Source organism: Chitinophagaceae bacterium (assembly GCA_016717285.1).
GTDB lineage: Bacteria > Bacteroidota > Bacteroidia > Chitinophagales > UBA10324 > JACCZZ01.
The window spans coordinates 1,483,544-1,509,934 of sequence record JADKFU010000005.1; the positions used below are offsets into that span (position 1 = coordinate 1,483,544).

General features: G+C 40.3%; 26 protein-coding genes and 1 tRNA gene. 13 read left to right on the forward strand and 14 right to left on the reverse strand.

Features of this window, described 5'->3' with window-relative positions:
• Positions 1-413 precede the first annotated feature (413 nt).
• On the forward strand, positions 414-1,136 hold the full coding sequence (locus IPO83_15845; protein ID MBK9732727.1) for a hypothetical protein: 723 nt from the start codon (positions 414-416) through the stop codon (positions 1,134-1,136).
• A 629-nt stretch (positions 1,137-1,765) separates the two neighbouring features.
• Positions 1,766-3,163, forward strand: coding sequence for a hypothetical protein (locus IPO83_15850; GenBank protein MBK9732728.1), 1,398 nt, complete (start codon positions 1,766-1,768; stop codon positions 3,161-3,163).
• A 58-nt stretch (positions 3,164-3,221) separates the two neighbouring features.
• Here the strand turns inward: IPO83_15850 and IPO83_15855 are convergent, their stop codons facing one another.
• The 4 genes from IPO83_15855 to IPO83_15870 all read right to left on the reverse strand — a co-directional run bounded on the left by IPO83_15855 (position 3,222) and on the right by IPO83_15870 (position 6,835).
• Positions 3,222-4,265: a fatty acid desaturase gene (locus IPO83_15855; protein MBK9732729.1), complete on the reverse strand. Its 1,044-nt coding sequence runs from the start codon at positions 4,263-4,265 to the stop codon at positions 3,222-3,224.
• 244 nt (positions 4,266-4,509) lie between these two features.
• The gene (locus IPO83_15860; protein MBK9732730.1) at positions 4,510-5,496 is read right to left on the reverse strand and encodes an alpha/beta fold hydrolase; all 987 of its coding nucleotides are present in this window, start codon (positions 5,494-5,496) and stop codon (positions 4,510-4,512) included.
• A 101-nt stretch (positions 5,497-5,597) separates the two neighbouring features.
• Positions 5,598-6,227, reverse strand: a complete 630-nt coding sequence (locus tag IPO83_15865; protein MBK9732731.1) for a hypothetical protein — start codon at positions 6,225-6,227, stop codon at positions 5,598-5,600.
• Positions 6,188-6,835, reverse strand: a complete 648-nt coding sequence (locus tag IPO83_15870) for an orotate phosphoribosyltransferase (protein MBK9732732.1) — start codon at positions 6,833-6,835, stop codon at positions 6,188-6,190. The genes IPO83_15865 and IPO83_15870 overlap by 40 nt, the downstream gene beginning before the upstream one ends.
• Before the next feature lie 380 nt (positions 6,836-7,215).
• Here IPO83_15870 and IPO83_15875 point away from each other — a divergent pair, with 380 nt between their 5' ends.
• Entirely contained in the window at positions 7,216-7,866 is a 651-nt protein-coding gene (locus IPO83_15875; protein ID MBK9732733.1) for an NUDIX domain-containing protein, read from the forward strand.
• Positions 7,867-8,000: 134 nt separating this feature from the next.
• Here the strand turns inward: IPO83_15875 and IPO83_15880 are convergent, their stop codons facing one another.
• Entirely contained in the window at positions 8,001-8,297 is a 297-nt protein-coding gene (locus tag IPO83_15880) for a hypothetical protein (GenBank protein MBK9732734.1), read from the reverse strand.
• 130 nt (positions 8,298-8,427) lie between these two features.
• Between IPO83_15880 and IPO83_15885 the strand changes: the two genes are divergently transcribed.
• Positions 8,428-8,799 (forward strand): CoA-binding protein, encoded by a 372-nt coding sequence (locus tag IPO83_15885; GenBank protein MBK9732735.1) that lies wholly within the window; start codon positions 8,428-8,430, stop codon positions 8,797-8,799.
• A 40-nt stretch (positions 8,800-8,839) separates the two neighbouring features.
• Here IPO83_15885 and IPO83_15890 read toward each other — a convergent pair whose 3' ends face one another.
• Positions 8,840-9,259 (reverse strand): nucleoside-diphosphate kinase, encoded by a 420-nt coding sequence (locus IPO83_15890; protein ID MBK9732736.1) that lies wholly within the window; start codon positions 9,257-9,259, stop codon positions 8,840-8,842.
• A gap of 109 nt (positions 9,260-9,368) precedes the next feature.
• Here IPO83_15890 and IPO83_15895 point away from each other — a divergent pair, with 109 nt between their 5' ends.
• The 4 genes from IPO83_15895 to IPO83_15910 all read left to right on the forward strand — a co-directional run bounded on the left by IPO83_15895 (position 9,369) and on the right by IPO83_15910 (position 12,889).
• Entirely contained in the window at positions 9,369-10,379 is a 1,011-nt protein-coding gene (locus IPO83_15895; GenBank protein ID MBK9732737.1) for a bifunctional oligoribonuclease/PAP phosphatase NrnA, read from the forward strand.
• A gap of 3 nt (positions 10,380-10,382) precedes the next feature.
• A complete protein-coding gene (locus IPO83_15900; protein MBK9732738.1) occupies positions 10,383-11,234 on the forward strand; it encodes an FKBP-type peptidyl-prolyl cis-trans isomerase in 852 nt (283 codons plus the stop codon).
• Between the two features lie 87 nt (positions 11,235-11,321).
• Positions 11,322-12,188, forward strand: coding sequence for an FKBP-type peptidyl-prolyl cis-trans isomerase (locus IPO83_15905; GenBank protein ID MBK9732739.1), 867 nt, complete (start codon positions 11,322-11,324; stop codon positions 12,186-12,188).
• A gap of 167 nt (positions 12,189-12,355) precedes the next feature.
• Positions 12,356-12,889, forward strand: a complete 534-nt coding sequence (locus IPO83_15910) for an RDD family protein (protein ID MBK9732740.1) — start codon at positions 12,356-12,358, stop codon at positions 12,887-12,889.
• Between the two features lie 232 nt (positions 12,890-13,121).
• Here the strand turns inward: IPO83_15910 and IPO83_15915 are convergent, their stop codons facing one another.
• The 8 genes from IPO83_15915 to IPO83_15950 all read right to left on the reverse strand — a co-directional run bounded on the left by IPO83_15915 (position 13,122) and on the right by IPO83_15950 (position 22,006).
• Positions 13,122-13,553, reverse strand: coding sequence for a hypothetical protein (locus tag IPO83_15915; protein ID MBK9732741.1), 432 nt, complete (start codon positions 13,551-13,553; stop codon positions 13,122-13,124).
• 200 nt (positions 13,554-13,753) lie between these two features.
• The gene (locus IPO83_15920) at positions 13,754-14,134 is read right to left on the reverse strand and encodes a hypothetical protein (protein MBK9732742.1); all 381 of its coding nucleotides are present in this window, start codon (positions 14,132-14,134) and stop codon (positions 13,754-13,756) included.
• 257 nt (positions 14,135-14,391) lie between these two features.
• The gene (locus tag IPO83_15925) at positions 14,392-14,838 is read right to left on the reverse strand and encodes an Hsp20/alpha crystallin family protein (GenBank protein ID MBK9732743.1); all 447 of its coding nucleotides are present in this window, start codon (positions 14,836-14,838) and stop codon (positions 14,392-14,394) included.
• A gap of 160 nt (positions 14,839-14,998) precedes the next feature.
• Entirely contained in the window at positions 14,999-15,664 is a 666-nt protein-coding gene (locus IPO83_15930; GenBank protein ID MBK9732744.1) for a DUF2461 domain-containing protein, read from the reverse strand.
• Positions 15,665-16,021: 357 nt separating this feature from the next.
• Positions 16,022-16,747 (reverse strand): hypothetical protein, encoded by a 726-nt coding sequence (locus IPO83_15935; GenBank protein MBK9732745.1) that lies wholly within the window; start codon positions 16,745-16,747, stop codon positions 16,022-16,024.
• Positions 16,748-16,798: 51 nt separating this feature from the next.
• Positions 16,799-19,627 carry a glycosyltransferase gene (locus tag IPO83_15940; GenBank protein ID MBK9732746.1) on the reverse strand — a complete coding sequence of 943 codons (2,829 nt, stop codon included), beginning with the start codon at positions 19,625-19,627 and terminating at the stop codon, positions 16,799-16,801.
• Positions 19,628-19,809: 182 nt separating this feature from the next.
• The gene (locus IPO83_15945) at positions 19,810-20,811 is read right to left on the reverse strand and encodes a D-glycero-beta-D-manno-heptose-7-phosphate kinase (protein ID MBK9732747.1); all 1,002 of its coding nucleotides are present in this window, start codon (positions 20,809-20,811) and stop codon (positions 19,810-19,812) included.
• Between the two features lies 1 nt (position 20,812).
• Positions 20,813-22,006 carry a pyridoxal phosphate-dependent aminotransferase gene (locus IPO83_15950; GenBank protein ID MBK9732748.1) on the reverse strand — a complete coding sequence of 398 codons (1,194 nt, stop codon included), beginning with the start codon at positions 22,004-22,006 and terminating at the stop codon, positions 20,813-20,815.
• Between the two features lie 349 nt (positions 22,007-22,355).
• Here IPO83_15950 and IPO83_15955 point away from each other — a divergent pair.
• The 5 genes from IPO83_15955 (at position 22,356) to IPO83_15975 (ending at position 26,325) form a co-directional block, all read left to right on the forward strand.
• Positions 22,356-22,429 (forward strand) — tRNA-Met (locus tag IPO83_15955).
• Between the two features lie 288 nt (positions 22,430-22,717).
• The gene (locus IPO83_15960; protein MBK9732749.1) at positions 22,718-24,106 is read left to right on the forward strand and encodes an HD domain-containing protein; all 1,389 of its coding nucleotides are present in this window, start codon (positions 22,718-22,720) and stop codon (positions 24,104-24,106) included.
• An 81-nt stretch (positions 24,107-24,187) separates the two neighbouring features.
• On the forward strand, positions 24,188-24,871 hold the full coding sequence (locus IPO83_15965; protein MBK9732750.1) for a hypothetical protein: 684 nt from the start codon (positions 24,188-24,190) through the stop codon (positions 24,869-24,871).
• A 21-nt stretch (positions 24,872-24,892) separates the two neighbouring features.
• Positions 24,893-25,825, forward strand: coding sequence for a tRNA (adenosine(37)-N6)-dimethylallyltransferase MiaA (gene miaA / locus IPO83_15970; GenBank protein MBK9732751.1), 933 nt, complete (start codon positions 24,893-24,895; stop codon positions 25,823-25,825).
• Complete coding sequence (locus IPO83_15975; protein ID MBK9732752.1) at positions 25,822-26,325, forward strand: metallophosphoesterase family protein; 504 nt, start codon at positions 25,822-25,824, stop codon at positions 26,323-26,325. Before miaA ends, IPO83_15975 begins: the two co-directional genes overlap by 4 nt.
• Positions 26,326-26,391: the final 66 nt, after the last annotated feature.

Genomic DNA, 26,391 nt, shown 5'->3' on the forward strand with positions numbered 1-26,391 from the left:
CGCCAGAAAACTTTGTGCATGTGGGCGGAGCACTGCGGGCGCAAGACATAAGCTTGTAGAATTTTGATCACAACTACTATTGCTCCGGGTTGGGGATTGCTTCTCAAGCCACAGGCAATAGTGGATTGGAAGTGCATGAAAGGCGGGATCGCTCCATGAGTCCTTTGGACAAAGACGGCGTTGATTGGAATGCCTTTGCAAACATAAGATGACGGCTTTTATTGGAACGGCTTCGCCGCAACAATTAAGCAATTAATCAATTAGACAATTTTAACATACAAATGGCTTCGCCGCAACCATTTAACCATTTAACAATTTACACCACATCCCAACACTGTAACATCAACCCCACTTTTCCGTCACACACCTATTCACCAAATAGTTTATTTATTTTTCACAAAAATTAATATCCAATGTTCAAGAATTTTTCTGGCATCCTGTATTGTTTGTTGTTGTTTTCAACACAGGTATTTTCACAAAATTACTATCTGGGTGCAGCAGGTGAATCTATCTTTTCGGTTGGAACAGTAGAGGCCGGCGCCGAAGATATTCGTCCGGTGCTACGGTGGTCTCCGGTTTTAAATTTCCAGGAGCAACTGCATATTGATTTTTCTCCCGCATTTGGAATTTACACCGGTCTGGGAATCCGCAACGTAGGACTGATCAGTAAAGTTGAATATGTGGATGATCAGGATATTAATAAATCAGCAACCATTAAGGAGCGGTCCTATGCATTAGGATTACCATTGTTATTCAAATTGGGAGACATGAAAGACGGCGTTTACTTTGCGGGTGGCGCTGAAGCTGAAGTGATGTTCGCTTATAAAAGAAAAATTTTTGAAGGAGATTCAAAGAATAAATTCACCAGGTGGTTTGATGATAATGTGAATATTTTTAATCCATCGTTGCTTGCGGAAGTACATTTTCCGAAAGGACAGTATTTGCGGTTCAAGTATTACATGAAGGATTTTCTGAACTACAAAGGGATTCAGATGATAGACGGAACAGAGCTTCCGGATTATGGTGAGAAGAGTCCGTTGTTCTATTTTTCTTTCGGCGCGTTAACATTAAAGAAGAAAGTGAAAGAAAAGACGGAGAACACCACGACTGAATCAGCATATTTCAAAGCTGAGTGATCAGGATGGAATTATTTTCTTTCCACTTGAATATTTAAATATCCGGAGATAGCTATTATTTAGTCACCCCGTGGCCCCTCAACGGGCGCCATACTCCTGTGCCATTCTGTGGCTTCGATGAAGCATTTTTTTATAAGTCAGATTGATGAAGGGGCATCGTGTAACCTTTAGATTTGTAAACAGGACAATAAGTATTCATACAATGTATGTTGGTCATGATTACTCTCTGCAGCAGATTTTTTTGCTCCCTGAGCGCAGCCGAAGGGCGCAAAAAAATACGCGATCAATCAACTTCCAAAATTCGGGTAACTTCTTAGGCCCTTTCCATTTAAAATCAAACACAATTAGGAGCGAAAGAAAAGTTTAGGTGTGAGACGCGCCTTGAAGGCAATGTCATTTAGTTAAGCGAATAGTGTTGAAAAGCATCCTGAAAAAGCGTGGCGTTGGTGCGCAACAATTTTTATAAAATTTTTGAAAATTATACCTGTTAATTTACTATTCTTACAAAAGAGTTTTACAAATGCCTTTTGATAGTTGATCATGCAAACGAAGTATCATTTTGCTCAGCGTTCAGGCTTCACTGGCATTTCAGGTAAGACCTTCCGGATTTGTTTTGTAAATGAGATATTATGTCGCTTTTGGTTTCGCTCATACGGTTTTTAGATGAAGAGGAGTTAGGAAAACTTAAGCAAATGCCTCTTTCAGGCAAGGAAAAGTTAGTGATGCAAACCATCATACAGCAACCCACTATTGAAGAAATATCAAAAGAGGGCATGTTGCGGCACTTAGGACTCACTTCTTCGCACTACGATAAAATCGGCACTGTGGTGCTTAAAAAAGCATACAGGACACTGGCGGGTGAAAATGAATTGGAGCAATTGAATTTTCTAAGTAAAAAATTCATGTTCCGTCATCTGTTTCACGAAATACGTCATGTTGCCTCGAAACTTAAAGCGAACAATGCTTCACCGGAAGTAATTGAAAAGTACGCGGGTGCTTTATTTAATTTTTCTATCAATGTGCCCGCCAAATATTTCGACGAAAAATTTGTAGATCAAAATGCCACTTATTACCTGTCAACTATTACAGGTGATAAGACTGCAAAGGAACTTGAAGTATGGTCGAAAATACTATTTGCCAGGTTAAATAAACTGACCCAGCAGGCCCCGGATGCACGTGCCACAGGTAAAATATTGAAGGAAGTAAAGGACCTTGAGTTGAATTTTCAGGAAGTTGCATCGATTGAACCAAAGGCAGTATTGTATCATGTGTTGGTAAACTATTACCGGCTGGTTGAAATGAATGCCGAAAAACGCACTTACTATCTTGGAAAAATTGCAGCATTATATGGTGGTTTTGAAAGGATGCCGCTCTTTGAGCAGAGCATTGCGAAATGTCATTTTGCCGAAATGTACTATGAGAGAGGGGATCATAAAACATCGTATGAGATGTACCGGCAACTGTTTGCTCACCAAATGCCATTGCTTAAAAACCAGTTTCACCATTTTGCCCGCTGCATTGAACTCGCCGTTATTCTGAATGATTTTCCTGTGGCACAAAGGATGTTGGATTCATTGTTCAAGGTTTATATTTTAAATCGTCATGAAAGCACAGGTGTAGTGGGAGCGATACAATACGGACAGATGTACCTTAAGCTTGGGGAACTTGAAAAAGCATTCGAATACATCAGCATTGCGAAATCATTGAATTCCATTCAGGTCTACTTCCATTACGAGATTAGAATCAGGATGCTTGAAACAATGTTCTTTGCCTTTACGGAAGATTTTGAATTTGTAACGCGACTTTCCCAGAGAAATATCCGGTATATACAACTGCAAAAACTGTCGCTGAGAAAATACAAGTATGCGCATTTTTTCTACCTGCTCAGGGATATTAAGTCGCTACGTAAATTATATCCGGCTCAACTGCCCCCGAAAATTAAAGTCTATGTAAACCAGTTTCAGGAAGGATATGATTTGTTGATTGGTCAACTGCTGGAAAAACTACTTTCCTCCGGCGAGAAATAGGCTACAAAAAAAACAATTATTGAAATTTGAAGAAAATAAATCCATCCGGATAAAAAGGTTAATGCCTTGGAATACGATTGCACCGTGACTTCAAATGTTCTATAAACTCGCTGTCGCCGGAGAAAGTATTGTTGATGTTGACAGCATTTTTCGCAAGCGAATGGTAATCGCCGCGCATCAGGTACCAGAAGATACTGAGAAAACCGATTCCCTGGAAAACAACAGCTTTGTTCTCCGTGTATTTGTTGATGGTTTTTAAAAAATATTCCGGATGTTCTGTATAATGCATTCCTTGTCTTACATGGTGTGATGCATGATAACCATCGTTCCAGCACTTTTTATTGTATTTGGTATTTACACAGGTAACGGAATTCATATATGGATTGGAAGGATCTTTCGCGTCAATAAAGGCATGTTGTGTCCAGTTACCAAGCATCATGATAAACCTGGAAAGAAAAAAAGGAATGATAAAAACCGCCAGTGTTGCGGGAAAACTGATAAATGAAAGACCTATGCATAAGAACAAAAAGGAAAACTCGCCCATAAGGCATTTCACAATCAGCTCCGGATGATTTTTTTTTCTGAAATAATTGACAAGCCTGATCAGGCCCACAAAAAGAAAATCAAAAAAGTAACGGAGAAAATCGAAAAAACTATCCCGCTGATAAGGCATTGTAGTGCTCCGGTCTTCTTCGAGGTTGTTTTCAGGATGGTGCATCCAGATGTGATGACTGTAGTAGGTTTCAGGAGTTTGTCCGAAAAACGGACCCACCACCCAGGGAAGGTAATGATTTAAGAAACTGAATTTCTTAATGAAGAATTTACGGTGACTGGTGCAATGCAACATTAATCCGAATGGACCTTTGAATATGATGTTGTTAAGAAAGAAATAAGTGATAGCCAATGCCCACCACAGCGGACCAGTGATGGCCGGGATAAAAAGGAGTATCCCGATAGGGATGAGTGTGACAGAAATCTTTATGGTCAGTTTCACAAAAGGCAAATCTCTTTTGTCGGAAATAAAGCCGAGTAAGAATTGATCTGTTCTGCTGTTAGCAGTTTCCTGGAAGGTAGGGTCAGTAATTGGTTGTAAGGTTTGCATTAGTTATTGGTGTATTATTAAGTTCTAATAAATTGAGAGAATAAATCAAATTTAATGAAAAATTTCTCAACAAATAATTCAGCTTGTTCATCATTGCATCTTCGACACAACAATTCAGTTTTTTTCCCGTGATCAGAAGCTAATTACTTTCATGCAATATATGCTATCGGGAGAATGAAAAGTAGTATTTGGATCATGATATTTAAATACAGCCTGATTTTCAAAGTATCAGATTTTGCCTTTTTTATTTGTTGTAGGCGATAGGTGGCTGGCTGGCGGCAGATAAAAACTCCAGAGTTCGCTGTTCGGAAAAATAATTGCCGGAAAATAAATCAGTACAAAAACCCACATGTCCGCCATGATCAGGCGTTTCAAGAAATACATTTGTGGAATTCCGGCATTCTTCAAAAGGGAAACAGGCACGTGTAAAGAAGGGATCGTTCAATGCCGTAAGAATTAAAGTGGGAATCATAATGTTTTTGATAAATTGTTTTGAGCTGCATTTTGTATAATAATCTTCAGCATCTGAGAAGCCATAGAGCCGGCTGGTGTAACAATCATCGAACTCGATAAACGTGCTGATGTTTTTAATTTGATGGTGAGTGATTGGAAAGGGGAGCCTGCCGATTCGGGTGACCGCTTTTTGTTTGAGCGTTTTTAAAAAGCGATCACGATAAATAAAAGGAATTCTTTGATCGAGATGAAGTGCACAGGCCTCAAGATCGCAAGGCACCGAAATCGCAACTGCTCTGCTGATTTGTTGCGGAATTTCAGATCGCTCTCCCAGGTACTTGAGCACCAGGTTTCCTCCCAAACTAAATCCAACCAACATTAAAGATTCACATGGTGAATTTTGAAGCACGTGGTTAATTACAATTTCAACATCATCGGTGCTTCCGCTGTGGTACGACCGTACTTGTCTGTTCACTTCGCCACTGCAACCACGAAGGTTCATCGCTGCCACCCGAAAACCATTGCCATGAAGTTCTTTAGACATTCCTTTCATGTAGGCACTGTTTGCAGATGCTTCCAGACCGTGTATCAGCAAGGCAATCTTTGATGCGTTATTGTCTAACCAGTCAATATCAATGAAGTCATCGTCGGGCGTATTAATTCTTTCACGGCGGTAATTAATTCCTTTCACGTTTCGTGATATTGCCGGCACAATGGATTGAAGATCACCTCCCGGCAGGTAAGATGGAGAACGAAAGGTGGATTTGATCAGCGGCAACGGGAGCAATAAGAATTAAAAGAGGATGAATTTTTTGGGAAAGAAAATCTCTGCTGTTGAACAATTAATCTGTACTTCAATCAATAATTCAAATTTAGCATTCAGAATCTCATGACCAGCAGCATTTCAAGACTTCCCAGTAAGAATCCAATGACAGCTACGAAAATCTTAAGCTGCAGGATGGGCTTCCCTGCATGCTGATAAAAAAGTTTCTCCAAAGAGGCAGCGTCATACATTGCCAGCTTTTCAGCAATCATTTTCTGCACATCATATTTTTTTTCGAGATCATCAGCAAAAAAACCGATCAGTTCAGGAATCATTTGGTCGAGTTCAGTCATGAGGGTCTCTTTCATTTTCTGTATCAATCCATCCGTAATGAACATTCCGAAAAGCGGAATCTTATCTTTTAATTTATTCCGGAGAAAATCATCCACCTTATCGTCCAGTATCTCATTGATTTTGGTTAGTTTTTCAGGTTCCAGTAAATTTTCTTTCAGCTTGCCGATGTTGAGCAAATTTTCTGAAGCATAAATTCCCGCCTGACGGCCCCATTGTGGTAATTGTTTGGGAATGAATCCCTGCAATTCAACAATGAAATAATTCTTTTTTTGGAGCGGATGAAAGAGTAAACGGAAAAGGAGAGCTATAATGAACCACCCAAAAGCTGCATTCAAAAAAGGAATCAGATAGATCATTGTAGTCCCTCCCATGTTGAGGGTGAGAGGCGCCATAGTTCGAGACTGTGCACTTCGTTTTCGGCAACGGTTCCTTTTTTAAGAGATGCCTTTACCAGAGTTTCATAATCGGTAAGCGTATAACACGGGCAATTTGACTGCGTAAAATTTTGTTCAGCCATAGGAAATCCGTAGTTGAAAATAGCTACCATGCCAATAACTTCACAACCGGCTTCTCTCAAGGCATTCACCACGCTGAGGCTGCTGCCTCCGGTAGAAACAAGATCTTCTACCACCACTACTTTTTGGCCGGGAAGGGCAAGTCCTTCAATTTTGTTACCTAATCCATGTTCTTTTGCGGAAGAACGTACATAGCAAAAGGGTGTTTCCAGCGCATCTGCAATCAATGCTCCGTGTGCAATGCCTGCAGTGGCAACTCCTGCCAGCAATTCTACATCAGGAAATTTTTCTTTGATAAGTTCAGCAAGCGATTCTTTGATGAAAGTTCTTATTTCAGGAAATGAAAGTGTGAGGCGGTTGTCACAATAAATAGGGGACTTCCATCCGCTTGACCAGGTAAATGGTTGGTGAAGACTTAATTTAACTGCATTAATTTGTAAAAGAAGTGCAGCCATTTTTACGGCAACCGATTCAGACCCAATCATTCTGTTATTTTTGATGTGCAAGATAAGAATGTCTGGACATACAGGGAATGTTTAGAATGTTTGGAAGTTTTGAAAGGTTTGAAAGGTTTGAAATGTTTGAAGTGTTTGAAATGTTTAAAGTGTTTAGATGGTTTAGCAGCGGGAACGTTTTTGCATGCAAGAAGCATTGTGAAAAGTATGTTCTTGCTATAACGGTTTAACTCACAAACGACAACCGACAACAGGCAACTCACTACCGACAACTCATAACTCATAACTCACAATTCACAACACACAACAGGCAACTGACAACCGACAACACACAACAGGTAACCGACAACGGACAACAGGCAACTCACAACAGACAACACACAACACACAACTAAACCCAACACACTCAAGTGAAAAAAATTTTCATCCAAAGAAGCACACTTTACCTGGCGGGAAAAAATGGTGCGCAGAAAATTATGCATGCATTGGAAGCGCAGAAAATAGCTTTCAACACAGTAACTTATAAAAGTAAAGTTGCACTTGAGCAGGAGGTATCACGATTGGCGGCAGGAGTTGAAGAAGAAACTATTTTAATAGTCCATGATTCTTCAGTTGCGCTCGAAAAAACATTTTTCTCTTCCTATAAATTGATTTATGCTGCAGGTGGCGCTGTGATAAACGACGAAGGAAAATTGTTGATGATCTTTCGCAGGGGGAAATGGGATTTGCCGAAAGGGAAAGTTGATCGAGGAGAAACGATCAGGCGTGCTGCTTTACGGGAGGTTGAGGAAGAAACCGGCGTAAGCGATTTGAAAATTATTAGCCCAATAAAGTTTCTGAATCAAAAACAAGACTGCACCTATCATACGTATGAACTTAATGGAGCGCAAATACTGAAAGGAACGTATTGGTTTAAGATGTGGAGTACTGAAAACAAAAAACTGATGCCACAGGCTGCGGAAGGGATTATAAAAGCAGAATGGTGTACTAATAATAAAGTGCAGGAGTATCTGAAAAACTCATTTCAGGCAATTGAAGAAATTGTGAGGGAAGTCTTGTAGCATTCATGCCCATTACGGCACAAGAAGGCTTGTTTTTTTCAATCAATTTCAGAATGTTTATTGCTTAGCTGTTGCATTGCTGAATTGTATTACAATATCAATCTTAAACTTTCCAGGCAATCTAAACGCGTGGTCTAGTTCAACACTTCAAAAGTTACTTCCCGGATACAACAAACGGGAATTGCAATACCACCCATCAGCAACACATTGATATCGGTTGCTTCCCATATGTTGGCATGAACCATGATCAAACCTTCTTCGGTTGCAATTACAAGATCTGCCTTCCGATAAAAGTTTCTTCCCTGTACAACGGCTTTATTGAGTATTTCAGCCCGGGCTTTAATTTTTTCTGCAGATTCTAAAACTTCTTTTTTCAGGAAGATGACATGTGGTAATTCTTCCTTAGCGATAATAGGGTACACTTCAGTCATAGATAAGGCGTTTGAACCTCTTACGGATTAAATTCATATTTGGTTACACTAAGTCGTCCGTTAACATTAATTAACAATAGCTGTTTTGGATGAAAAATGAAAATGGTAGATTTAAGGAGTTATAAAGCCTATGACGGAAGTGAAAAAATTTACGGTTGTTCTGGGAGCGTCCACGAATCCTTCCAGGTATTCCTACCTCGCGGTAAACAAGTTGGTGCAATATGGGCACAAGGTGCTCCCTATCGGTTTAAGGGAAGGAATGATAGCGGGAGCGCAAATCATGACCGGCCAACCAATGATTGAAGGTATAGACACCGTCACCTTATATCTGAATCCGGAAAGGCAGCAGCAGTATTATAAGTACATCCTGAGCCTGCAACCCAAACGGATCATCTTTAACCCTGGTTCCGAAAATGATGAATTGGCAAAACTTGCCGAGGAAAATGGCATTGAAGCTACGGAAGCCTGCACACTCGTACTGCTTTCTACCGGACAGTATTAAAACTCAGGTACTATGGTTCAGGTGACGGTCCAGGTTAGTTCTAAAAGCGTTCGATTTCCGAAAAGAAAAAGCTGCCTTCAGTAGCCGCATTCTCATCTGAATCAGAACCATGAACCGCGTTACGTTCCACGGATTCAGCATAAGCTTTCCTGATGGTACCTTCCGCAGCATTGGAAGGGTTGGTAGCACCAATAAGTGTTCTGAAAGATTCCACCGCATTTTCTTTTTCCAGAATCATAGGTATAACTGGTCCGGAGGTCATAAAATTTACAAGGTCATTGTAAAATGGACGGGCACTGTGCACTGCATAAAATTTCCCTGCCTGTGCAGTGGTAAGATGCGTGTATTTCATTGCTATTATCTTATAACCAGCGTCGGTAATCATTTGTAAGATGTTACCTGCATTTCCGCTTTGTACCGCATCGGGCTTTATAATCGTAAGTGTTCTGTTGCCTTTCATTTTTATGTTTTTTAAAGCATTATTTAGGCGGCAAAAGTAACCTTCCGTCTTTAACGGCAAAATTTTGGCAGCAAATAAATTTTACTGACCTTCGCGCAGCTTTTTTTAAATGAACGACCCAGCAGAACTGAAGGAACTTCTTTCAGTTCCCCGAAAAATTATCATTACAACGCACCAGCGCCCCGATGGAGATGCCATGGGATCTTCACTGGCTTTATATCATTATCTCTCACAGAAAGGACATCAACCGACCGTAATTTCTCCCACCGACTATCCTGATTTTCTTAATTGGCTTCCAGGCAATAAAACGGTAGTGGTGTATGATAAAGAACCTTTGAAATGCAAGCAGTTAGTTGAAAATGCTGAAGTTATTTTCTGCCTCGACTTCAACAAACTCTACCGGCTGGAAGAATTGGGAAAAATAATAGGGGCGTCAACGGCAGTAAAAGTATTAATCGACCATCATCTCGACCCTGATCCGTTTGCCGATTTTCAATTCTGGAAAACAACTGCCTGTTCAACTGCTGAATTGGTATATGATTTTATAGTTTCTTTTGATGACAGGCAGTTGGTTACAAAAGATATTGCAACCTGCATCTATACAGGCATTCTGACTGATACCGACCGCTTTCGCATTCCTACCACTTCGCCGATCGTACACCGCATCGCTGCAGAATTGCTGGAATTGGGCATTAACCACACTCAGATTTATGAAGAAATCTATGAAACTTTTACAGAAAACCGGCTCCGCTTTTTTGGTTATTGTATTCGCGAAAGGATGGAAATCATCAAAGACCTGAATACCGGTATTATTTGCCTGGAAACGGCAGACCTGAAGAAGTTTTACATTCAGTCAGGTGACACTGAGGGTGTGGTGAATTATCCGCTTTGGATCAAAGGCATTCGGCTTTCGGTGCTCATCATTCAAAGACCTGATGAGGTGAAGCTTTCATTCCGTTCCAAAGGAGCGTTTGATGTGAATGAACTGGCGAATAAAAACTTCTCAGGTGGCGGTCATAAAAACGCTGCAGGTGGCCGTTCGACACTCTCTGTAACAGACACCCGCGAAAAATTAATTGCTATCTTAGCGCCCCTTAAAAATCAACTTAATCAACAATAAATTATGAATAAAATCACCTCTTTTTTAATTCTATTATCAGTTGCTATTGCATTCGCATCCTGTACACCGCAGGAAGATTACAAAAAAAGCCCTAATGATCTTGAATACAAGCTCATCGTGGATAAGAATCAACCCAAAGCAAAAGTGGGAGAAGTGATTAAATACAATGTGTACTGGAGAAAAATGAATGATTCATTGTTTCTCAGCACAAAGGACAAAAACATTCCTTTGTACAGCCAGGTAGATTCGCCTAAGTTTAAAGGCGATCCGCTTGAAGTGCTTGCAATGATGGGTGCGGGCGACAGTGCCTCCTGCAAAGTGCCGGTTGATTTGATTTTCAGAGGCAATCCACCTGTGTTTCTTAAAAAAGGAGATTTCATGAAACTGGATATCACCGTAGATCAGGTGCTATCAAAGGAGGAATATGCTCAAATGACACAATCGCAGGCAACCACCCAGTTGCAACTGGAGCAAAAAAATATTGAGAGTTACATGACGCAGCATGGATTAAAAGGAGTGAAAACCCCTTCAGGAATGTATGTTGTAGTTGAATCAGAAGGCACAGGCAAACAACCGGCATATGGTAGCTTCGTGAAAGTTGGATACACCGGCAGGCTTTTAGGCGGAGAGCAGTTCGATTCTTCACACGATCCGGGGCATGGGCCCTATGAATTTCAGATAGGACCGGGAAATGCTATTACGGGGTGGCACGATGGAATTCCTTATTTTAAGCAGGGTGGAAAGGGTAAATTATTTATCCCTTCTGCGCGAGGTTATGGCGAACAAGGCAATGGTGCAAGGATTCCACCCAATTCAACACTCGAATTTGACATCGAATTAATTGAAGTAAAATAGTCCACACGATTATTGTCTGAGCACAGCTTCTGAAACAGCTTTGCTTAATTTAAGTAATCATACATTTTGTTAAAAGCTTATTCCATTATGAGAACGAAATCAGGTGTTGCCGGCTTTTTTGCGCTGCTTTTACTAACAGCAAATACTTTTGCTCAAAGCAAGTTGACAGATGGTTACCAGAGAACCAGTCGCGGCTTATATTATAAGATTATTGTTGATGGCAAAAAACCTAAAGGCAAACAAGGCGACCTCCTCAAAATGAATCTGGAATACCTCACGCAAAAGGATTCCGTGTTATTTTCCACTTACCAGGAAGAAATGGGTCCGGTGCAATTCACTATAAGCGCTCCGACATTTAATGGTGATCCGATGGAAGGCTTTACCCTATTGGGTGAAGGCGACAGCGCGATATTCCTGATGCAATCGGACTCCGCGTATAAAGGACAAGAGATGCCTCCTTTTGCAAAACCGGGAGAGTTTGTGAAGATTCACGTGAATGTTTTATCGATGATGACGCAGGCAGAATTTGAGAAAAAGAAAGCAGAAGAAACAAAAGTGCAATCAGAAAAAGATGTAACTATCATTGAAAGTTACCTTTTATCTAAGGGACTAAAAGCACAAAAAACTTCCTCTGGTTTGTATTATATATTGGAAAAGCAAGGAGATGGTGCCAGGGCTGAGTCAGGTAAAACCGTTACGGTAAACTATACCGGCAAATTCCTTGATGGTAAAGTGTTTGATTCTTCTTTAAGTCCGGGTCATAGTCCTCTGGAATTTAAACTGGGAGCAGGACAAATGATTAAAGGATTTGATGAAGGAATAAACATGCTGAATGTAGGTGGCAAAGCTACATTGATCATTCCCTCTTCTCTTGCATGGGGAAATCGCGCTCAGGGAGCTATTCCTGCCAATGCTGTAGTAGTTTTTGATGTGGAGTTGATGGGAGTTGAATAGCTTGGGCTAATTGATGAGTCGTTAGTCGTTAGTCCTAAGTCATTAGGTATAGGTCATTGTTCATTTGTCATTGATTCAATCGTCCATTAATTCATCGGCATATCCAATTCAATCCATACTCTTATTTCATGATTTTTTTAATTCCTAATTCTTAATTCTTGATTCCTATGGAAATAATCGATTCAACAAGCACACAGGGAAACGTCATATTACCGGTAAATCATGCTGGTTTTTTGTTGCGGGGTATAGCTTATATCATTGACAGGTTTATTGTGGGCTTTCTGAGTTTTGCAGTCATTTTTCCGCTGTTGGCAATTTTGGGAATCAGTGCCTATGGCATGAGGAGCTTTGCTGACCTTGAAAATTTTGAAAGCATGGACGATGGAGCAAAGATTGCCCTTGTGCTGGGACTAATTGCTGCATACTCGACACTCATCATCATATCTGTAACGATCAGTTGGCTCTATTACGCATTGATGGAATCTTCGCAGCGTCAGGCAACCCTTGGTAAGAGTGCACTCGGCATTAAAGTAACAGACCTGAATGGTAACCGTATTTCCTTCCTGAATGCAACCGGGCGCTACTTTGGAAAAATACTTTCCGGGTTGATATTTGGTATCGGTTATATCATGATCATCTTCACCGAAAAGAAACAAGGATTACATGATGTACTTGCGGGAACTCTGGTAGTTAGAAAATAATGGTACTGTCCCGTTATTAAATCGCTTTTTAAAACATAATCTGCATCTCCTGTAATTTCGAAATAAGCCGGGAACATGGTATACACATATTCATTCTGGCAAACAGATATTATTCAGCATAACTTATAGTTGTTAAAAAAAACCATCACCTGCAGTGGTTTATTTATTGACTGCAAGCGATGGTAATTTAAGAATGTCTTAAGCAGAAGACTAAAGCAATTGCTAACTATAGTTAGTCAATCTGAACACCTGTTATCATTTGATCGAGGTGCGGATAGATTTCAAGGTACAATTCGCTGCACGCACCTTTCACTTTTTCCTTTTGATTTTTATAAGAATAATAGATATTTCCATTCTTGCGTTCCAGCAATTTTATATCAGGCATTTGTGTTTTCATTTTGATCCATTCCTGTTCTGAAATTTCTGTTACTGAAAATAAAAACACCGGTGTTGAATTTCCATTCACCAGAGAAAAAGAAGTTACTGCTCCGTTTTGTTCTTTAATGATGTTGCTTTTCCATTGATCAGGAATATTTGCATTTACCTGTGCATTCGGTTTTCTGACGGCAGCAGTTGCCTCAGTAGAAAAGCTAAAAGTTGTTACAAGCAGCATGATGAATAATAAACCTGCGCCTGTGATCCGGGAATCCGATAGTTTTTTCATGGGATGAAGTTTTTTGTTTGTGTGATTGTTATTTTAAAGTAAGTAAGTCGTATCGCTGTAATAAAAGTTACAGATACCTAATGCAATTGTGACCAACTCAATTTGACGAATGATGAATTCATTTTAAGCTTCGACCAAACAGCAGATTGCTTCGATGGGAATAGAAAATGCAACCGCAGATAATGCAGTTGCCTCTAAATTCAAATAGCAGATTTCACAAACAACGGCGAATTACCAAAAAAACCACAGGCCTTTGAATGGGTTTTTAAAGCGTCTTCCTGAGAGTTGCTTGGAATCATTTCATCAAAATCAAATTCTTTGTCCGCTTCCTTTTTATATCCCACATAAGTTACATAAGCACCTTTGGGTTCAATGCTTTCTTCCGGAATTGCGAAGCAGGTGAGAATAATCACTCGTATCCGGAAAGGGGAGCGGCCTGAAAAAAATACTGGCCCCAATCGAAAGGGAGTTGCTGCTGCATTATGTTCACTTTCGACAGCTAAATGATCGAGGGTAGCTCCTTCCGTCAATTGTGCGAACAGGGAGGTTGTTGGAGTGGACTGCGATGTTATTGATTCCATGTGATGAAGAATTAAAGTAAATGATTGTAATAATATCAAACAGGGTGTCTGTAATATAATCAAATAAATCATTCGCCCAATTCTAACTTTGATTTTAAACACATCTTTCAAAAGTGCATACCAGGAAAAAAAGGTACAGGACTCCATAATTGAATTTTAATGCTGCAATCCTCATTCCCTGGAAGCTTATATAGCTAAAATAAAACAGGCGACCCGTTAAACGGATCGCCTGAAAATCTTCAATTAGGACTTACTGCTTATGAAACTTTGATTTCAAGTGGTCCTTTATCAATTGCCTGTTCCTTTTTTGCAATAGAAATTTTCAAAACACCATCCACATATTCAGCGTTGATTTTAGAATTCTCTGCTGAATCCGGCAAACTGAAACTTCGGGTAAATGATGCAAAGCTGTATTCTTTGCGGTTCCACTTTTCATCAGTTTCATCTGTCTTGCGTTCCACTTTATTAGAGATGGTTAACAGATCTTTTTCAAGCGTGATATTAAAATCATTCTTGTTTCTTCCCGGTGCTACCAATTCAAGTTGAAACTGATCCTTCGTTTCTTTCACATTTACGGGTGGCAGATGACCGAAAGTGCGATTGTCAGTTAAAGTGGAAAAGTCATCACGGTTAAAAGCATCGAGGGTTTCATTCACCCATTTCTGAAATGGATGAATTTCATTTTTGAATTTTACGAGTGTCATTTTTTAGAAGTTTTGTTTGACGGCCTCTTTAGCAACTGATATACCAGCGCATTTTATTGTGTCAATTGGGCAGTGATTAGTAAAATTGCCAGACAAGAAGTCATGTTTTCTGAATATTTTGTATTAAATTGACACCAGGGTACTTCCTTCACAGTTAAATCTACTCAATTGAACGATTGAGGAAGCAGATAAACGGATACATTTCTTTGAATACGCCTGTAATTTTTTTGACGAAATTTCTTGAAAGGACCTCTTCATCAGTCATCGCTGCTGCGGCTACAAAACTTCGTAATTTCAGGTATTCAATGGAGGGATTTTCCGGGGTATAACTTTTGGGAGGTCGTACCAGTTTACCTTCCTGATCAAGGTCTCCAAATGTTTTCCTGAAGGATTTGGAATTTAGGATCTTCTTAAAATCTCCGAAGTTGTAATCTATTTCCTGGCGAATCTTTGCCAGTTCCGGCGCTTCAGGCATCCAGATTCCTCCACCAGTAAAGCTGCTTCCAGGCTGCACATGCAAGTAGTAACCAGCCGAAGGAGCATTCTTTCCTCCTTTAGATATTGACGCGCCGATATTGATCTTATAAGGGGCTTTATTTGTAGAAAACCGGATGTCGCGGTTAATCCGGAACAGGCATTTCTTTGCTTCGAGTTGTGCTACTGTAGGATCAAAGCGGGAAATGCTGTTGATGATCTCGGCAACTACCTGCACATAATCATTACGGACTGCTTCATAAAGTGGTCTGTTTCTTTCGAACCATTCTTTATTGTTGTTCTTTTTTAGAGCAGAAAGAAATTTTAATGTTTGCGGGTGTAACTGAGTCATGTTTTTTAAATTATGTGGAAGTTATAAAAACGATTTTTTTCATCGGGTTAACAAAACACTATTTATGTTGCAAGATAAATTTTAAGGTCGCAGAAAAGATGCGACATCATAAAAGTGTTGAATGTAAAAGCCCTCTTTCAAAATCAATAGTTAAAAGTTAACTATTGGTTTTCAAAAAGGGCATGCTTCTACATAAGACTATTCGGGCTTAATTCAATTTTCGTGGAAGACTCCGTTATCTACCCAAAAATAAACCCATGTGCCACCCGATGTTGTTGACCAAAGGAATGGAATTGAATTGAAGCAATGGGTTACTTTGATTAAACCGATGTCTACAGTGATCTGAAAGATGAAAGGTTAAATTCTTCCTTCAGCAACTACAGAAACGCCTGCCAGTTTATTAATTCTCCGAATGGGCATTTCCAAAGAACAGATGCCTTTCAATATTCCATTCACAAGTGCGCCTGATGGTTTCATATCCGATTCCGGATGTTCCTTTTTCGCGGCAAATTTTCTCGATAGCCACACCAATGGAAAGATGGCGCCATAGATATAATAAGTGCTTTGTTTATTGTAACTGCTGTTTGAGAGCAATTTGTTCAGCGTGTTTCCGGTGTAACGCCTGTAATGACCAAGATAAACATCATGTCCAGACCAAAGGCTCATAAATGCCGGTACAGTGATGAAGAAATGATTGTTATTTCCGGCAGTGTTTTTTTTAATGGCGCTGAGCATGGCATGATCATCTTCGAGATGTTCCAGCACGTCCATCATTACCACTACGGAATTTTCAATGATTGGCGGAAGTGAAAGTGTTTTTTCAATGAGCTGATTCCGGGTGGTTGCAATTTCTTCATTGGAATATCCAATATCAACAAGGTAAATTTTTGCAATCAGTCCGGGTATTTGTTCCTGTAACTCATACATGAAAAATCCGGAACCCGAACCGACATCAATAAGTGTCAATGGGATTTTTTTTTCATTGAATATTTTCTTTACATAATTCACGAGCGGAATTTTTTTCGATTGGTAGTACCAATGAATTTTGGGATCAACACCGCTTTCCAGTTCTTTCAGGTCCATTTCAGGAAGGATTCAATTTTTTTATGAAGAAGAAAATGTGGTTGCAAATATTTATTGTTGTCCTGCCTGTTGAAACTGCTTCACCACATCGAAGTACCTTTGTGCTGTTGCATTATCACCCTTTTGCTGGTAAATGAGTCCGAGATAATAATAGGGTTGAGGATTATTCGGATTGGCTTCCAGCGATTGATTCAACAATTGAATGGCCTGCTCTGTTTTTCCGCTTTGCGCATAGGCTAGTCCAAGCAGGCTGAGTGCCGTGAAATTGGCAGGATAAACCTGCAGCGATTGTGTAATGGATTGAATAGCTTTTTGCGGTTCATTCAATTGCAGTTGCGAAGTGCCAAGACCTGCCAGTGCTTCTTCATTCTTCGGATCATACTGCACTGCTTTACTGTATAGCGAATCTGCAACAATAAAATTTTTCTTTTCCAATTCTTCAGCCGCGTAAAAATCTGATTTGTCTTTACGTTCTACCACAATACTTAATGGCACTTCATCTGCTTTTGCTTCATAAATTGTATGGGTGTTGGGCCACGATTTATTTTTCAGTTGTGACTGATCAATAAACCGTGAATAAAAAATGCCATAGTCCCAGTCTTTTGAAGCCCTTGAATAATAACGAACGTAAATCACTTTCACTTTTGCAGTATCATTTCTGAAATAATACTTCACAGGTTCGATACAATTGGTAGCAACGGTAATCTTTTTTTCACCACCCATCAACTCCTTTTGTGCGTGAAACCAATCGGTTGATTCGCGGATGCTGTTCATCCAGTAATCTGTTTCATAATTTCCATAAGCGCCTTTAATGCCTCCGGTTAATTCATTGAAGTAACAATATTCATCCGGATGATTTTTTATCGACCAGGAGAGCGGGAAAAATATACCGATCAATAACAGGGCTGCAAGGGCACCACGTACGTTTGCATTTTTTGCTGAACGAAATAAGAAATCAAAAAACAAAGCGGCCAAAACTGTTATCAGGGGAACGATAAAAAGAAAGTGACGTAGCCCGTCGTACAGTGAAGATTTTTTATAGACCGCATAGGCCCACGGAAAAATGATTACAAAAATGAGCAGCAGCATATATTCCCACCTGAAATATTTTCTTGCTGCCAGCGTGCTCACCACCATCAGTGCTGCAGGAATCAGAATGATCAAAGGAGTAGTGATGGAAATCCACACAGGAATATAATTCCATGGAACCTCATTCGACATGATGTGTTTACCATCAAAAAGAATTCTGATGGTAGTAGAAAAATTCTGCATCTCGCCCAACGCTTTAAATGGATTGCTGAAAGGAGCAGCCAGTCCATAAGGCCAGAACAAAAGAGATCCAAAATATCCTGCTGCAGATACCATCACAAGATGTTTAATGATGCGGATATAATTTCCCTGTTCTTTTATTTTTTCTCGTAGTTGCTTATTAAAAATCCATTCTGTAAACAGGAATACGATTAAGATGCCGACCAATATCAAACCACCTACGCGAATACCAATTGCGACTGCAATACCAACCGATGCATAAATTAATGTTCTCACGGATGGGTTGGGCAGTTCCTGTATCCATTTAAAGAATTGGTAAATAGAAAATGCGTAGGCAGCCGCGAATGGAATGTCCTTTGGATTATTCATTGATTGCCCGAACAATTGCGGGGAGATGGCCAGCAACACCAAAGCTATGAATCCGCTTCGCCAGCTTCCGAGTCGCTTAGCAATTAAGGCAGCGAAGAAGATCATTAGAAATCCGAAGATGGCATTCAGTAAATGGCGCATGTCATACGGGTCCAGCACGCCGATATAACGATTGGCTGCAGCGCAGAGCATATCGAAAAAACCACCGTAGAAATAAAGATTTTTGAATTCGAGTGCAGCATGGTCTTTTCCAAATGTGGTAAAGTAATCGAGCACTTTTTCACCGTAATCTTTCTGCACTCTTTCATCTCCGGTAATTCCAAACTGAAAGCTCAGTGTGGTCATGATAAAAAACAGAAGCACTGACGAAACTGAAAACAACATCCTGAAAAGTGCATCCTGCTTTTCTGCCGGCTCAAATGAAATATCTTTATTTTTTGCAGAAAGCATGGCAAGCGGAGTGCTGATGTAGTAATTCCATTTTAAACGAATGGAGACAGCCAGCACACTTAAAAACATCGGTAGCGAATCTTTTAAGGGCGAAATTTTGCTGCCTGACTGAGCTTCCCATTTCACAGGCATGTCTGTTACTGCAATATTATTTTGTTCCGCCCGGTACAACAGCTCCACATCATGCGCCCAACCGGTGGAAACCTGGGCAGCAAATAATTTCTTTGCAACATCAGCGGGATACAGTTTAAATCCGCATTGCGTGTCGCGATGGCGGAGAGGAGTGAGGAGGCGAACACAAAAATTAAAGATGCGACCTGTCCATCTGCGGGAACTTACTTCAGTGATTTTTGAATCAGCGTGTTCTCGCGATGCGATCCATATCTCATTTTCCGGTAACTTATTATTGTTGATGGACAGCCACTTTTCCAATTCGGCCGGTCTTGCGGACATATCGGCATCCAGTGTTAGCACATGAGAGCCAGCAGCCGCTTCCACTCCTTTTTTTAAAGCTGCACCCTTTCCCTGGTTTTTATCCATAAGGATGAGGCTGCATTTACCTGCTTCCTGCTGACTTTTTATGAATTCGTTGGTCTTAAGTGAATTTACGGTTCCATCAGTGCTGCCATCATCCACCACAATTATTTCATAGCTCAGGATTCCTTTTTTTACAAATTCCTGCAGGCCGCTCACTAATTGTTCGATGCGGTTTTCTTCATTGTAGCAGGGAATGATCAGCGATATTTTCCCATCGTTTTTTGCAAGAAGATTATTTTTTTTTGATACTGCCATGAAGAAATCAGAAGTTATAAAAGGCGGAAAATTAACAGAAAAGATTTACTAACAGAACCTTATCAGGAATAACAAATTCCGAAAATTGATGCTGTATTTTATTCAGCCGACAGTTTTTAATACGGGCAGTAATATTTCACAACTTATTTTCCCGCAGATAAAAAGTCCTTTAATGAAAAATGTCAGTTGTTTTTTAATTCCGAAAGCAACATATCGGTGCTGATAGGTACCACGCCGGGATGTTCACAAACCAGTCCGCCGGCCATATTTGCAAGAGTAGCTGCTTCAGGTAATGACAAGCCTGATACAAGACACAGCGTGATGAGTGCAATTACTGTATCACCGGCTCCGGAAACATCTGAGATATGCCGTTTGTGAGCTGAGAAAATACCAGCATCTTTTTTGGAATGAAAGAAAATGCCCATTTCCGAAAGCGTGATCAGCGTTATTTTATTACCGAGCCTTTGCATCAGTTCATCCGAAACATTTAACAGGGATGCTGAATTAATTTCAGTGATTTCCTTGTTGAAGGCGTCTCTTATTTCACGAAGATTTGGTTTGAAGAGGTCAATGTTTTTATAGGTGAAGAAGTTCTTTTTCTTGGGATCCACTGCTGTAAACACTTTTTTCTTTCTGCAAAGGGCAATGATGTTGGAGATCAGTTTTTCAGTAAGCACACCTTTGTTATAATCTTCAAAAATGAGCGCTGCCGGTTTTTCGACCATAATCATTTCTGAGATCTTTTTGATTAACCATTGTTCATCAATTGTATTCAGGTCTGTGGTGTCCTCTGCATCATAACGCAGCATCTGATGATTACGGCTGAGTACTCTGGTTTTTACGGAGGTGATTCGTTTTGATGACGAAAGTAGTCCGGCACCTGCCATTCCATTTTTTTTAAGAATGCGGCGGACAGACTTTGAAGCCACGTCATTTCCAATAACAGAACAAAGTAGTGGAGTAGCTCCGAGTGATTTCAGGTTAAGCGCCACATTGGCGGCACCACCCAAACGTTCGTCTTTTTCTTCAATGGAAACAACAGGAACAGGCGCTTCGGGAGAGATGCGATTCACACTGCCACGCAGATACACATCGAGCATCACATCGCCTACTACGATTATTTTAGAACCTATAAATTTCTTTATGATGTTCTGAATGTCCAAATCAAATTTCGTGTGAGGCATGTCACTTTAATTTTGCCAACGCAACTTTTATTCTATTAAGCGCTTCCGTCAGCTTCTCTTCCGATGTTGCATACGAAATTCTTACACAGTTCTCATTTCCGAATGCCGCACCCGGAACAAGAGTTACATGTGCATGATAAATGAGATAGTTGCAAAGGTCATTTCCATTCATCATAATTTGTTCTCCATTTGATAAACCGAAGAATGAGCTAACATCCGGAAACACATAAAATGCGCCTCCGGGATGATTGCATTTAATCCCTGGAACATCGGCCAGCATTTTCAGCACAAGGTTGCGTCGTTTTTCAAACTCGGCGCTCATCTTTGCCGTTTCCGTTTGATCACTGGTAATAGCTGCAAATGCGGCACGCTGTGCTATCGAGCAGGTGCCTGAAGTAATCTGTCCCTGCATTTTCTCACAAGCCTTTGCAATCCACAAGGGTGCACCTATATATCCCACACGCCACCCGGTCATCGCATATGCTTTTGAGCAACCGTTTACCACAATCACGCGGTCCTTCATGGCATCAAACTGCGCGATGCTTTCATGCTTTCCTGTAAAATTGATGTGCTCATAAATTTCATCTGAAATCACGAAGATCCCGGGATGCCTCGCAAAGACATCAGCAAATGCTTTTAATTCTTCTTTGCTGTAAACGGTGCCTGAAGGATTACAAGGAGAAGAGAAGCAGAAAATTTTGGTGCGAGGGCTGATGGCTTCTTCCAGTTCTTGCGGAGTAATCTTAAAATTATTTTCAACTGTAGAAGGGATCAGCACCATATTACCTTCGCCCAGCTTGATTATTTCGCGGTAGCTCACCCAATACGGGCTTGGAAGAATCACCTCATCTCCCGGATCAAGCATGACCATCATTACATTGGCAATGGATTGTTTGGCGCCGGTGCTTACGATAATCTGTTCGGGTGTAAAATTAAGGTTGTTTTCCTGGGTGAATTTTTCTGAAATGGCTTGTCGCAAATCAAGATAACCTGCTACCGGAGGATATTTCGTAAAACCGTCATCAATGGCCTTTTTAGCAGCATCTCCAATATGCTTCGGAGTTTGAAAATCCGGTTCACCTAAGCTAAGGTCAATGATATCATATCCTTTGCTCCTCAACTCGCGGCTCAGCTTTGCCATCTGTAAAGTCTCAGATTCTGCCAGCCTTGTTATCCTGTGTGAAAGTACTTCCATGAAATAAATTTAAAGGGTCAAAAATAGGAAAATCATTGAAGGGGTTTCTGAGGACACGATTAATTGTATGATCAGTTATTTTATTTCGATTATTTGATGAAATAATGTAAATGGCAATCTGACAATTAAACAATTAAACAATAACCAATTGCTGAATAGCAGTCCTCTGGTCTGGACAGGATTTAATAGTATCGCAGCGTGATTTATTTCGATTGCCGACAACAAATTTCAATGATTATATTTGCAGGCTTAAAATCCAACCATTGAATTAAAGAAATGAGGGTCATGCGCTTACTTTCGTTGTGTAACGTCGTAGAATTTGATCCGGTAAGCGCTTCCGGAAACACATGGCGAGGTAGCTCAGATGGTTAGAGCGTCGGATTCATAACCCGGAGGTCGAGGGTTCAACTCCCTCTCTCGCTACAGTGGAATGTTGAAAACCTGTTACCTGCAATCCATTTTTCTGCAGTAATCATTTTCAGCATTTTATTTTTTCTTAAAATGGCTCCCGGATTTTTTTGCGGGAGCCATTTTATTTTAAGCAGGATGGAAAGAATGAATTTGGCTGCACAATTTTTCTTCTCCTATGTAAGTACCGCGATTAAAAGTAAAGATGAAAATGAAAGGTCACAAAATTCCACATTGTTGAAGCTAACCAAAATAAAAAAGCAGTTTGTTCCGCTCATCGTTTCTCCTGAAGAAGAAAAAATAATGGCAGTGATGAGTGCTTGCGCGAAAGAACTTCACATAGAGACTTACCTGGTAGGTGGTTATGTACGTGATCAGGTGTTGCAACGTCCTTCAAAAGACATTGACGTAACAGTGGTGGGAAGCGGAATTGATTTTGCAAAATATGTTGCGACTAAAGTAGTGCCTGCACCATCTTTGGCCGTCTATAAAAATTTTGGGACCGCACTTTTGAAGCATGAAGATTTTGAAGTGGAATTCGTGGGAGCCAGGAAAGAATCTTACCGCGCAGATTCGCGGAAACCAATTGTTGAAGATGGTACTTTACTCGAAGACCTTAGTCGACGAGATTTTACCATGAACGCGCTGGCCATCAGTTTGAATGATGCAGACTATGGTATGTTGCTGGATGCATTTGAGGGGCTGAATGATATCAGTAAGAAAACAATCAGGACACCACTCGATCCTGATATTACGTTCTCTGATGATCCTTTGCGGATGATGCGTGCCATTCGTTTTGCTACACAACTTAAGTTTACGATTGATGTTAAAACTTTTGCTGCTATTTCGAGAAACAAAGAAAGAATTCAAATCATTTCGCAAGAAAGAATCGCGGAAGAACTGAATAAAATCATCAGCTCTCCTAAACCTTCCATAGGTTTTGATTTGCTGTTTAAAAGCGGGTTGTTGCAGCTTATCTTTCCTGAATTTGTGCAGTTATATGGTGTAGAACATCTGGAAGGAAAGGGTCATAAGGATAATTTTTACCACACGTTGCAAGTGCTGGACAATGTAGCGGATCGCAGCAACGATTTGTGGCTTCGGTGGGCAGCCGTATTACATGATATTGCAAAGCCCGATACGAAACGGTTTGAAAAAAATCACGGATGGACGTTTCATGGCCATGAAGTGGTAGGGTCAAGGAAGGCGGCAGCTATCTTCAGAAAATTTCATTTGCCGTTGAATGAAAAACTACAGTTTGTGCAAAAAATGGTGTTGCTTCATTTGAGGCCCATCAGTTTATCAAAAGAGCAGGTTACTGATTCTGCTATCAGGCGATTGTTGTTTGAAGCCGGGGAAGATGTTGATTCACTTATGATTTTATGTGAATCGGATATTACTTCCAAGAATGAAAATAAGGTGCGTAAGTATTTGCAGAATTTCCAATTGGTGCGTGAAAAAATGGTGGAGGTGGAAGCGAAAGATCAGATGCGCAACTGGCAACCACCGATCACCGGGGAATTGATAATGAAAACTTTTAACAAACCACCTGGAAGAGAAATTGGCAGGATCAAGGATGCAGTGCGTGAAGCAATACTGGATGGGAAAATTGCAAATAATTTTGAGGAAGCGTTTAATTTTATGGTAGAAAAAGCTTCAGAGTCAGGATGGACACCCGTGACAGAAAATTAATCTTTTTTGTATTGTTCTGTTTAGGTTTATTGGTTTCTTTGCAGGAGCATTTTAATTAAATCACACAAAAGAATTGATGGCATGACAATCTATAAGTTCAGGGTTATGTATGAGGATGATGATAGCATCTTTCGCGATGTCGAAATCAAACCTTCACAAACCATCAGTGATTTTGAGTCTGTCATCATTTCCTCTTATAACCTGCCGGCAACTTCTGTTGGTCAGTTTTATAAAAGCAATGACAGTTGGCATCGCGTAAAGCAATTGTTGACTGTTGTTGAACCCACTGATAAAAAGGAAAAGTCAAAACCCAAAACCAAGGTGCAGAGCTTGCCGATGCTCGTCGCATTTATTGATGATCCGCATCAGAAGTTTATCTATGATTATAAAGGCACCCAGGAATTTGTTTTCCTGATTGAATTGCTTACACTTACAGGTGCCGAAAAAGCGACTGTCATATACCCTGTATGTGTGAGGCAACAGGGACCGTCGCCTTTTAAGAAGGAAGAGTTAGTAGCGCATTATAGTAAAGTGGCGGATGAAGGTGACGCGGAAGATCAGCGCATTGACGATGACGAGGTAGATCTCAGCAGCATGGGACAAGAAGGTGAGGAGGAAGATATTGCAGTGGAAGAAGAAGCTGAAACCGATGTTGTATCGGATGAAGGAGATGACGCTGAAGATGTTGCTGAAGAATCAGATGAAGAAGAATTTACGGAGGAAGAATTTGGTGGTGATTTTCCTGAAGGCGACGATAAAGATTAAAATAAACCCATTCCTACCATTCTGCCTGCTGTGAAAAAATACCTGGTTACTGTAGTTGGTCCTACAGCAGTTGGCAAAACCAAAGTAAGCATACAGATTGCACGGCATTTTTCAACTGCTATTATTTCTGCTGATGCCCGCCAGTTTTATAAAGAAATGAATATAGGCACTGCAACACCTTCGTTTGAAGAACTTCAATCGGTACCTCATTATTTTATAAATCAATTATCTGTTGCACAGGATTATACTGCGGGCGACTTTGAAAAAGAGGCAATAGCAACACTGGAGACACTTTTTAAAACGCAGGATGTTGTTGTACTTGTCGGCGGTTCAGGTCTTTTTATAAGCGCATTGCTTTATGGACTCGATGTTTTTCCTGAAATTACTGATGCTGCGAATTCGGAGCTCAGTCAATTATATTTATCAGGAGGAATTGAAGCTTTACAAAAATTATTGAAAGAAAAAGACCCTGATTATTTTGCATTTGTTGATCGAAACAATCCACAGCGGTTGTTGCGGGCTTTAGGTGTATGTCTTTCTGTTGGAAAACCATATTCTTCCTTCAGAAATAAAAACAAGGTGCAAAGAAATTTTATCCCGATACAAATCGGATTGCAGATAGAGAGAAAAACTTTGTACCGGCAGATTGATGAAAGGGTGGATAAAATGATGCAGGAAGGTTTATTAGAGGAAGTGAAAACTTTGCTTCCTTACGAGCATCTGAATCCGCTGCAAACAGTTGGCTATCGCGAATTATTCAGTTACCTGGATGGTAGATCATCACTGGAAGATGCTGTTAATCTGATCAAACAGCATACTCGCAATTATGCCAAGCGCCAGTTAACATGGTTCAGGAAGGAGAATGGCATTACCTGGTTTACTCCTGAACAATTGGAAGAGATTTTACTTTTTATAAACGAGAAAATTAATTCTCCTGTTAAATATGGAGCATGAAATATATTGGCATTTTATCTGACACCCACGGAATTCTTGATCCTGCTGTTTTCGAATATTTTAACGAATGTGATGAGATCTGGCATGCAGGCGATTTTGGACACGGAGTTGCTGCTACTTTAACAGCCTTCAAACCATTGAAAGGAGTTTATGGAAATATTGATGGTGAATCAATCAGGCAGCTCTTTCCGGAAGAACTATTGTTCTCCTGCGAAAACATAAAAGTTTTTATCACACATATAGGTGGCTATCCGGGGCATTATGAAGAACGGGCCCTCAATATTATCAAATCGAATAAACCTGATTTATTTATTACGGGTCATTCTCACATTTTGAAAATTGTGCGCGATCCGAAACAAAATAATTTATTGCACATCAATCCCGGAGCCGCTGGCAGGAGTGGGTTTCACCAAATGAGAACAATCGTAAGGATGAAAATTGACGGGAGCAGGATGTTTGCTGTCGAAGTGATTGAATTGGGAAAAAGAAGTTCTATTTGAATTATGCACTTATGGACTGTTCCATTATAAGACCTTAAGTGTTCATAACCAGAATCATTTTATCTT

Coding starts and splice junctions, on each gene's coding strand:
- IPO83_15965 (MBK9732750.1), top strand. CDS start 24,188: ATGACAATCTATAAGTTCAGGGTTATGTATGAGGATGATGATAGCATC.
- IPO83_15975 (MBK9732752.1), top strand. CDS start 25,822: ATGAAATATATTGGCATTTTATCTGACACCCACGGAATTCTTGATCCT.
- IPO83_15900 (MBK9732738.1), top strand. CDS start 10,383: ATGAATAAAATCACCTCTTTTTTAATTCTATTATCAGTTGCTATTGCA.
- IPO83_15890 (MBK9732736.1), bottom strand. CDS start 9,259: ATGAAAGGCAACAGAACACTTACGATTATAAAGCCCGATGCGGTACAA.
- IPO83_15885 (MBK9732735.1), top strand. CDS start 8,428: ATGACGGAAGTGAAAAAATTTACGGTTGTTCTGGGAGCGTCCACGAAT.
- IPO83_15870 (MBK9732732.1), bottom strand. CDS start 6,835: ATGATTGGGTCTGAATCGGTTGCCGTAAAAATGGCTGCACTTCTTTTA.
- IPO83_15880 (MBK9732734.1), bottom strand. CDS start 8,297: ATGACTGAAGTGTACCCTATTATCGCTAAGGAAGAATTACCACATGTC.
- IPO83_15850 (MBK9732728.1), top strand. CDS start 1,766: ATGTCGCTTTTGGTTTCGCTCATACGGTTTTTAGATGAAGAGGAGTTA.
- IPO83_15915 (MBK9732741.1), bottom strand. CDS start 13,553: ATGAAAAAACTATCGGATTCCCGGATCACAGGCGCAGGTTTATTATTC.
- IPO83_15940 (MBK9732746.1), bottom strand. CDS start 19,627: ATGGCAGTATCAAAAAAAAATAATCTTCTTGCAAAAAACGATGGGAAA.
- IPO83_15925 (MBK9732743.1), bottom strand. CDS start 14,838: ATGACACTCGTAAAATTCAAAAATGAAATTCATCCATTTCAGAAATGG.
- IPO83_15935 (MBK9732745.1), bottom strand. CDS start 16,747: ATGGACCTGAAAGAACTGGAAAGCGGTGTTGATCCCAAAATTCATTGG.
- IPO83_15895 (MBK9732737.1), top strand. CDS start 9,369: ATGAACGACCCAGCAGAACTGAAGGAACTTCTTTCAGTTCCCCGAAAA.
- IPO83_15905 (MBK9732739.1), top strand. CDS start 11,322: ATGAGAACGAAATCAGGTGTTGCCGGCTTTTTTGCGCTGCTTTTACTA.
- IPO83_15865 (MBK9732731.1), bottom strand. CDS start 6,227: ATGGCGCCTCTCACCCTCAACATGGGAGGGACTACAATGATCTATCTG.
- IPO83_15845 (MBK9732727.1), top strand. CDS start 414: ATGTTCAAGAATTTTTCTGGCATCCTGTATTGTTTGTTGTTGTTTTCA.
- IPO83_15920 (MBK9732742.1), bottom strand. CDS start 14,134: ATGGAATCAATAACATCGCAGTCCACTCCAACAACCTCCCTGTTCGCA.
- IPO83_15950 (MBK9732748.1), bottom strand. CDS start 22,006: ATGGAAGTACTTTCACACAGGATAACAAGGCTGGCAGAATCTGAGACT.
- IPO83_15945 (MBK9732747.1), bottom strand. CDS start 20,811: ATGCCTCACACGAAATTTGATTTGGACATTCAGAACATCATAAAGAAA.
- IPO83_15960 (MBK9732749.1), top strand. CDS start 22,718: ATGGCAGTGATGAGTGCTTGCGCGAAAGAACTTCACATAGAGACTTAC.
- IPO83_15910 (MBK9732740.1), top strand. CDS start 12,356: ATGGAAATAATCGATTCAACAAGCACACAGGGAAACGTCATATTACCG.
- IPO83_15930 (MBK9732744.1), bottom strand. CDS start 15,664: ATGACTCAGTTACACCCGCAAACATTAAAATTTCTTTCTGCTCTAAAA.
- IPO83_15855 (MBK9732729.1), bottom strand. CDS start 4,265: ATGCAAACCTTACAACCAATTACTGACCCTACCTTCCAGGAAACTGCT.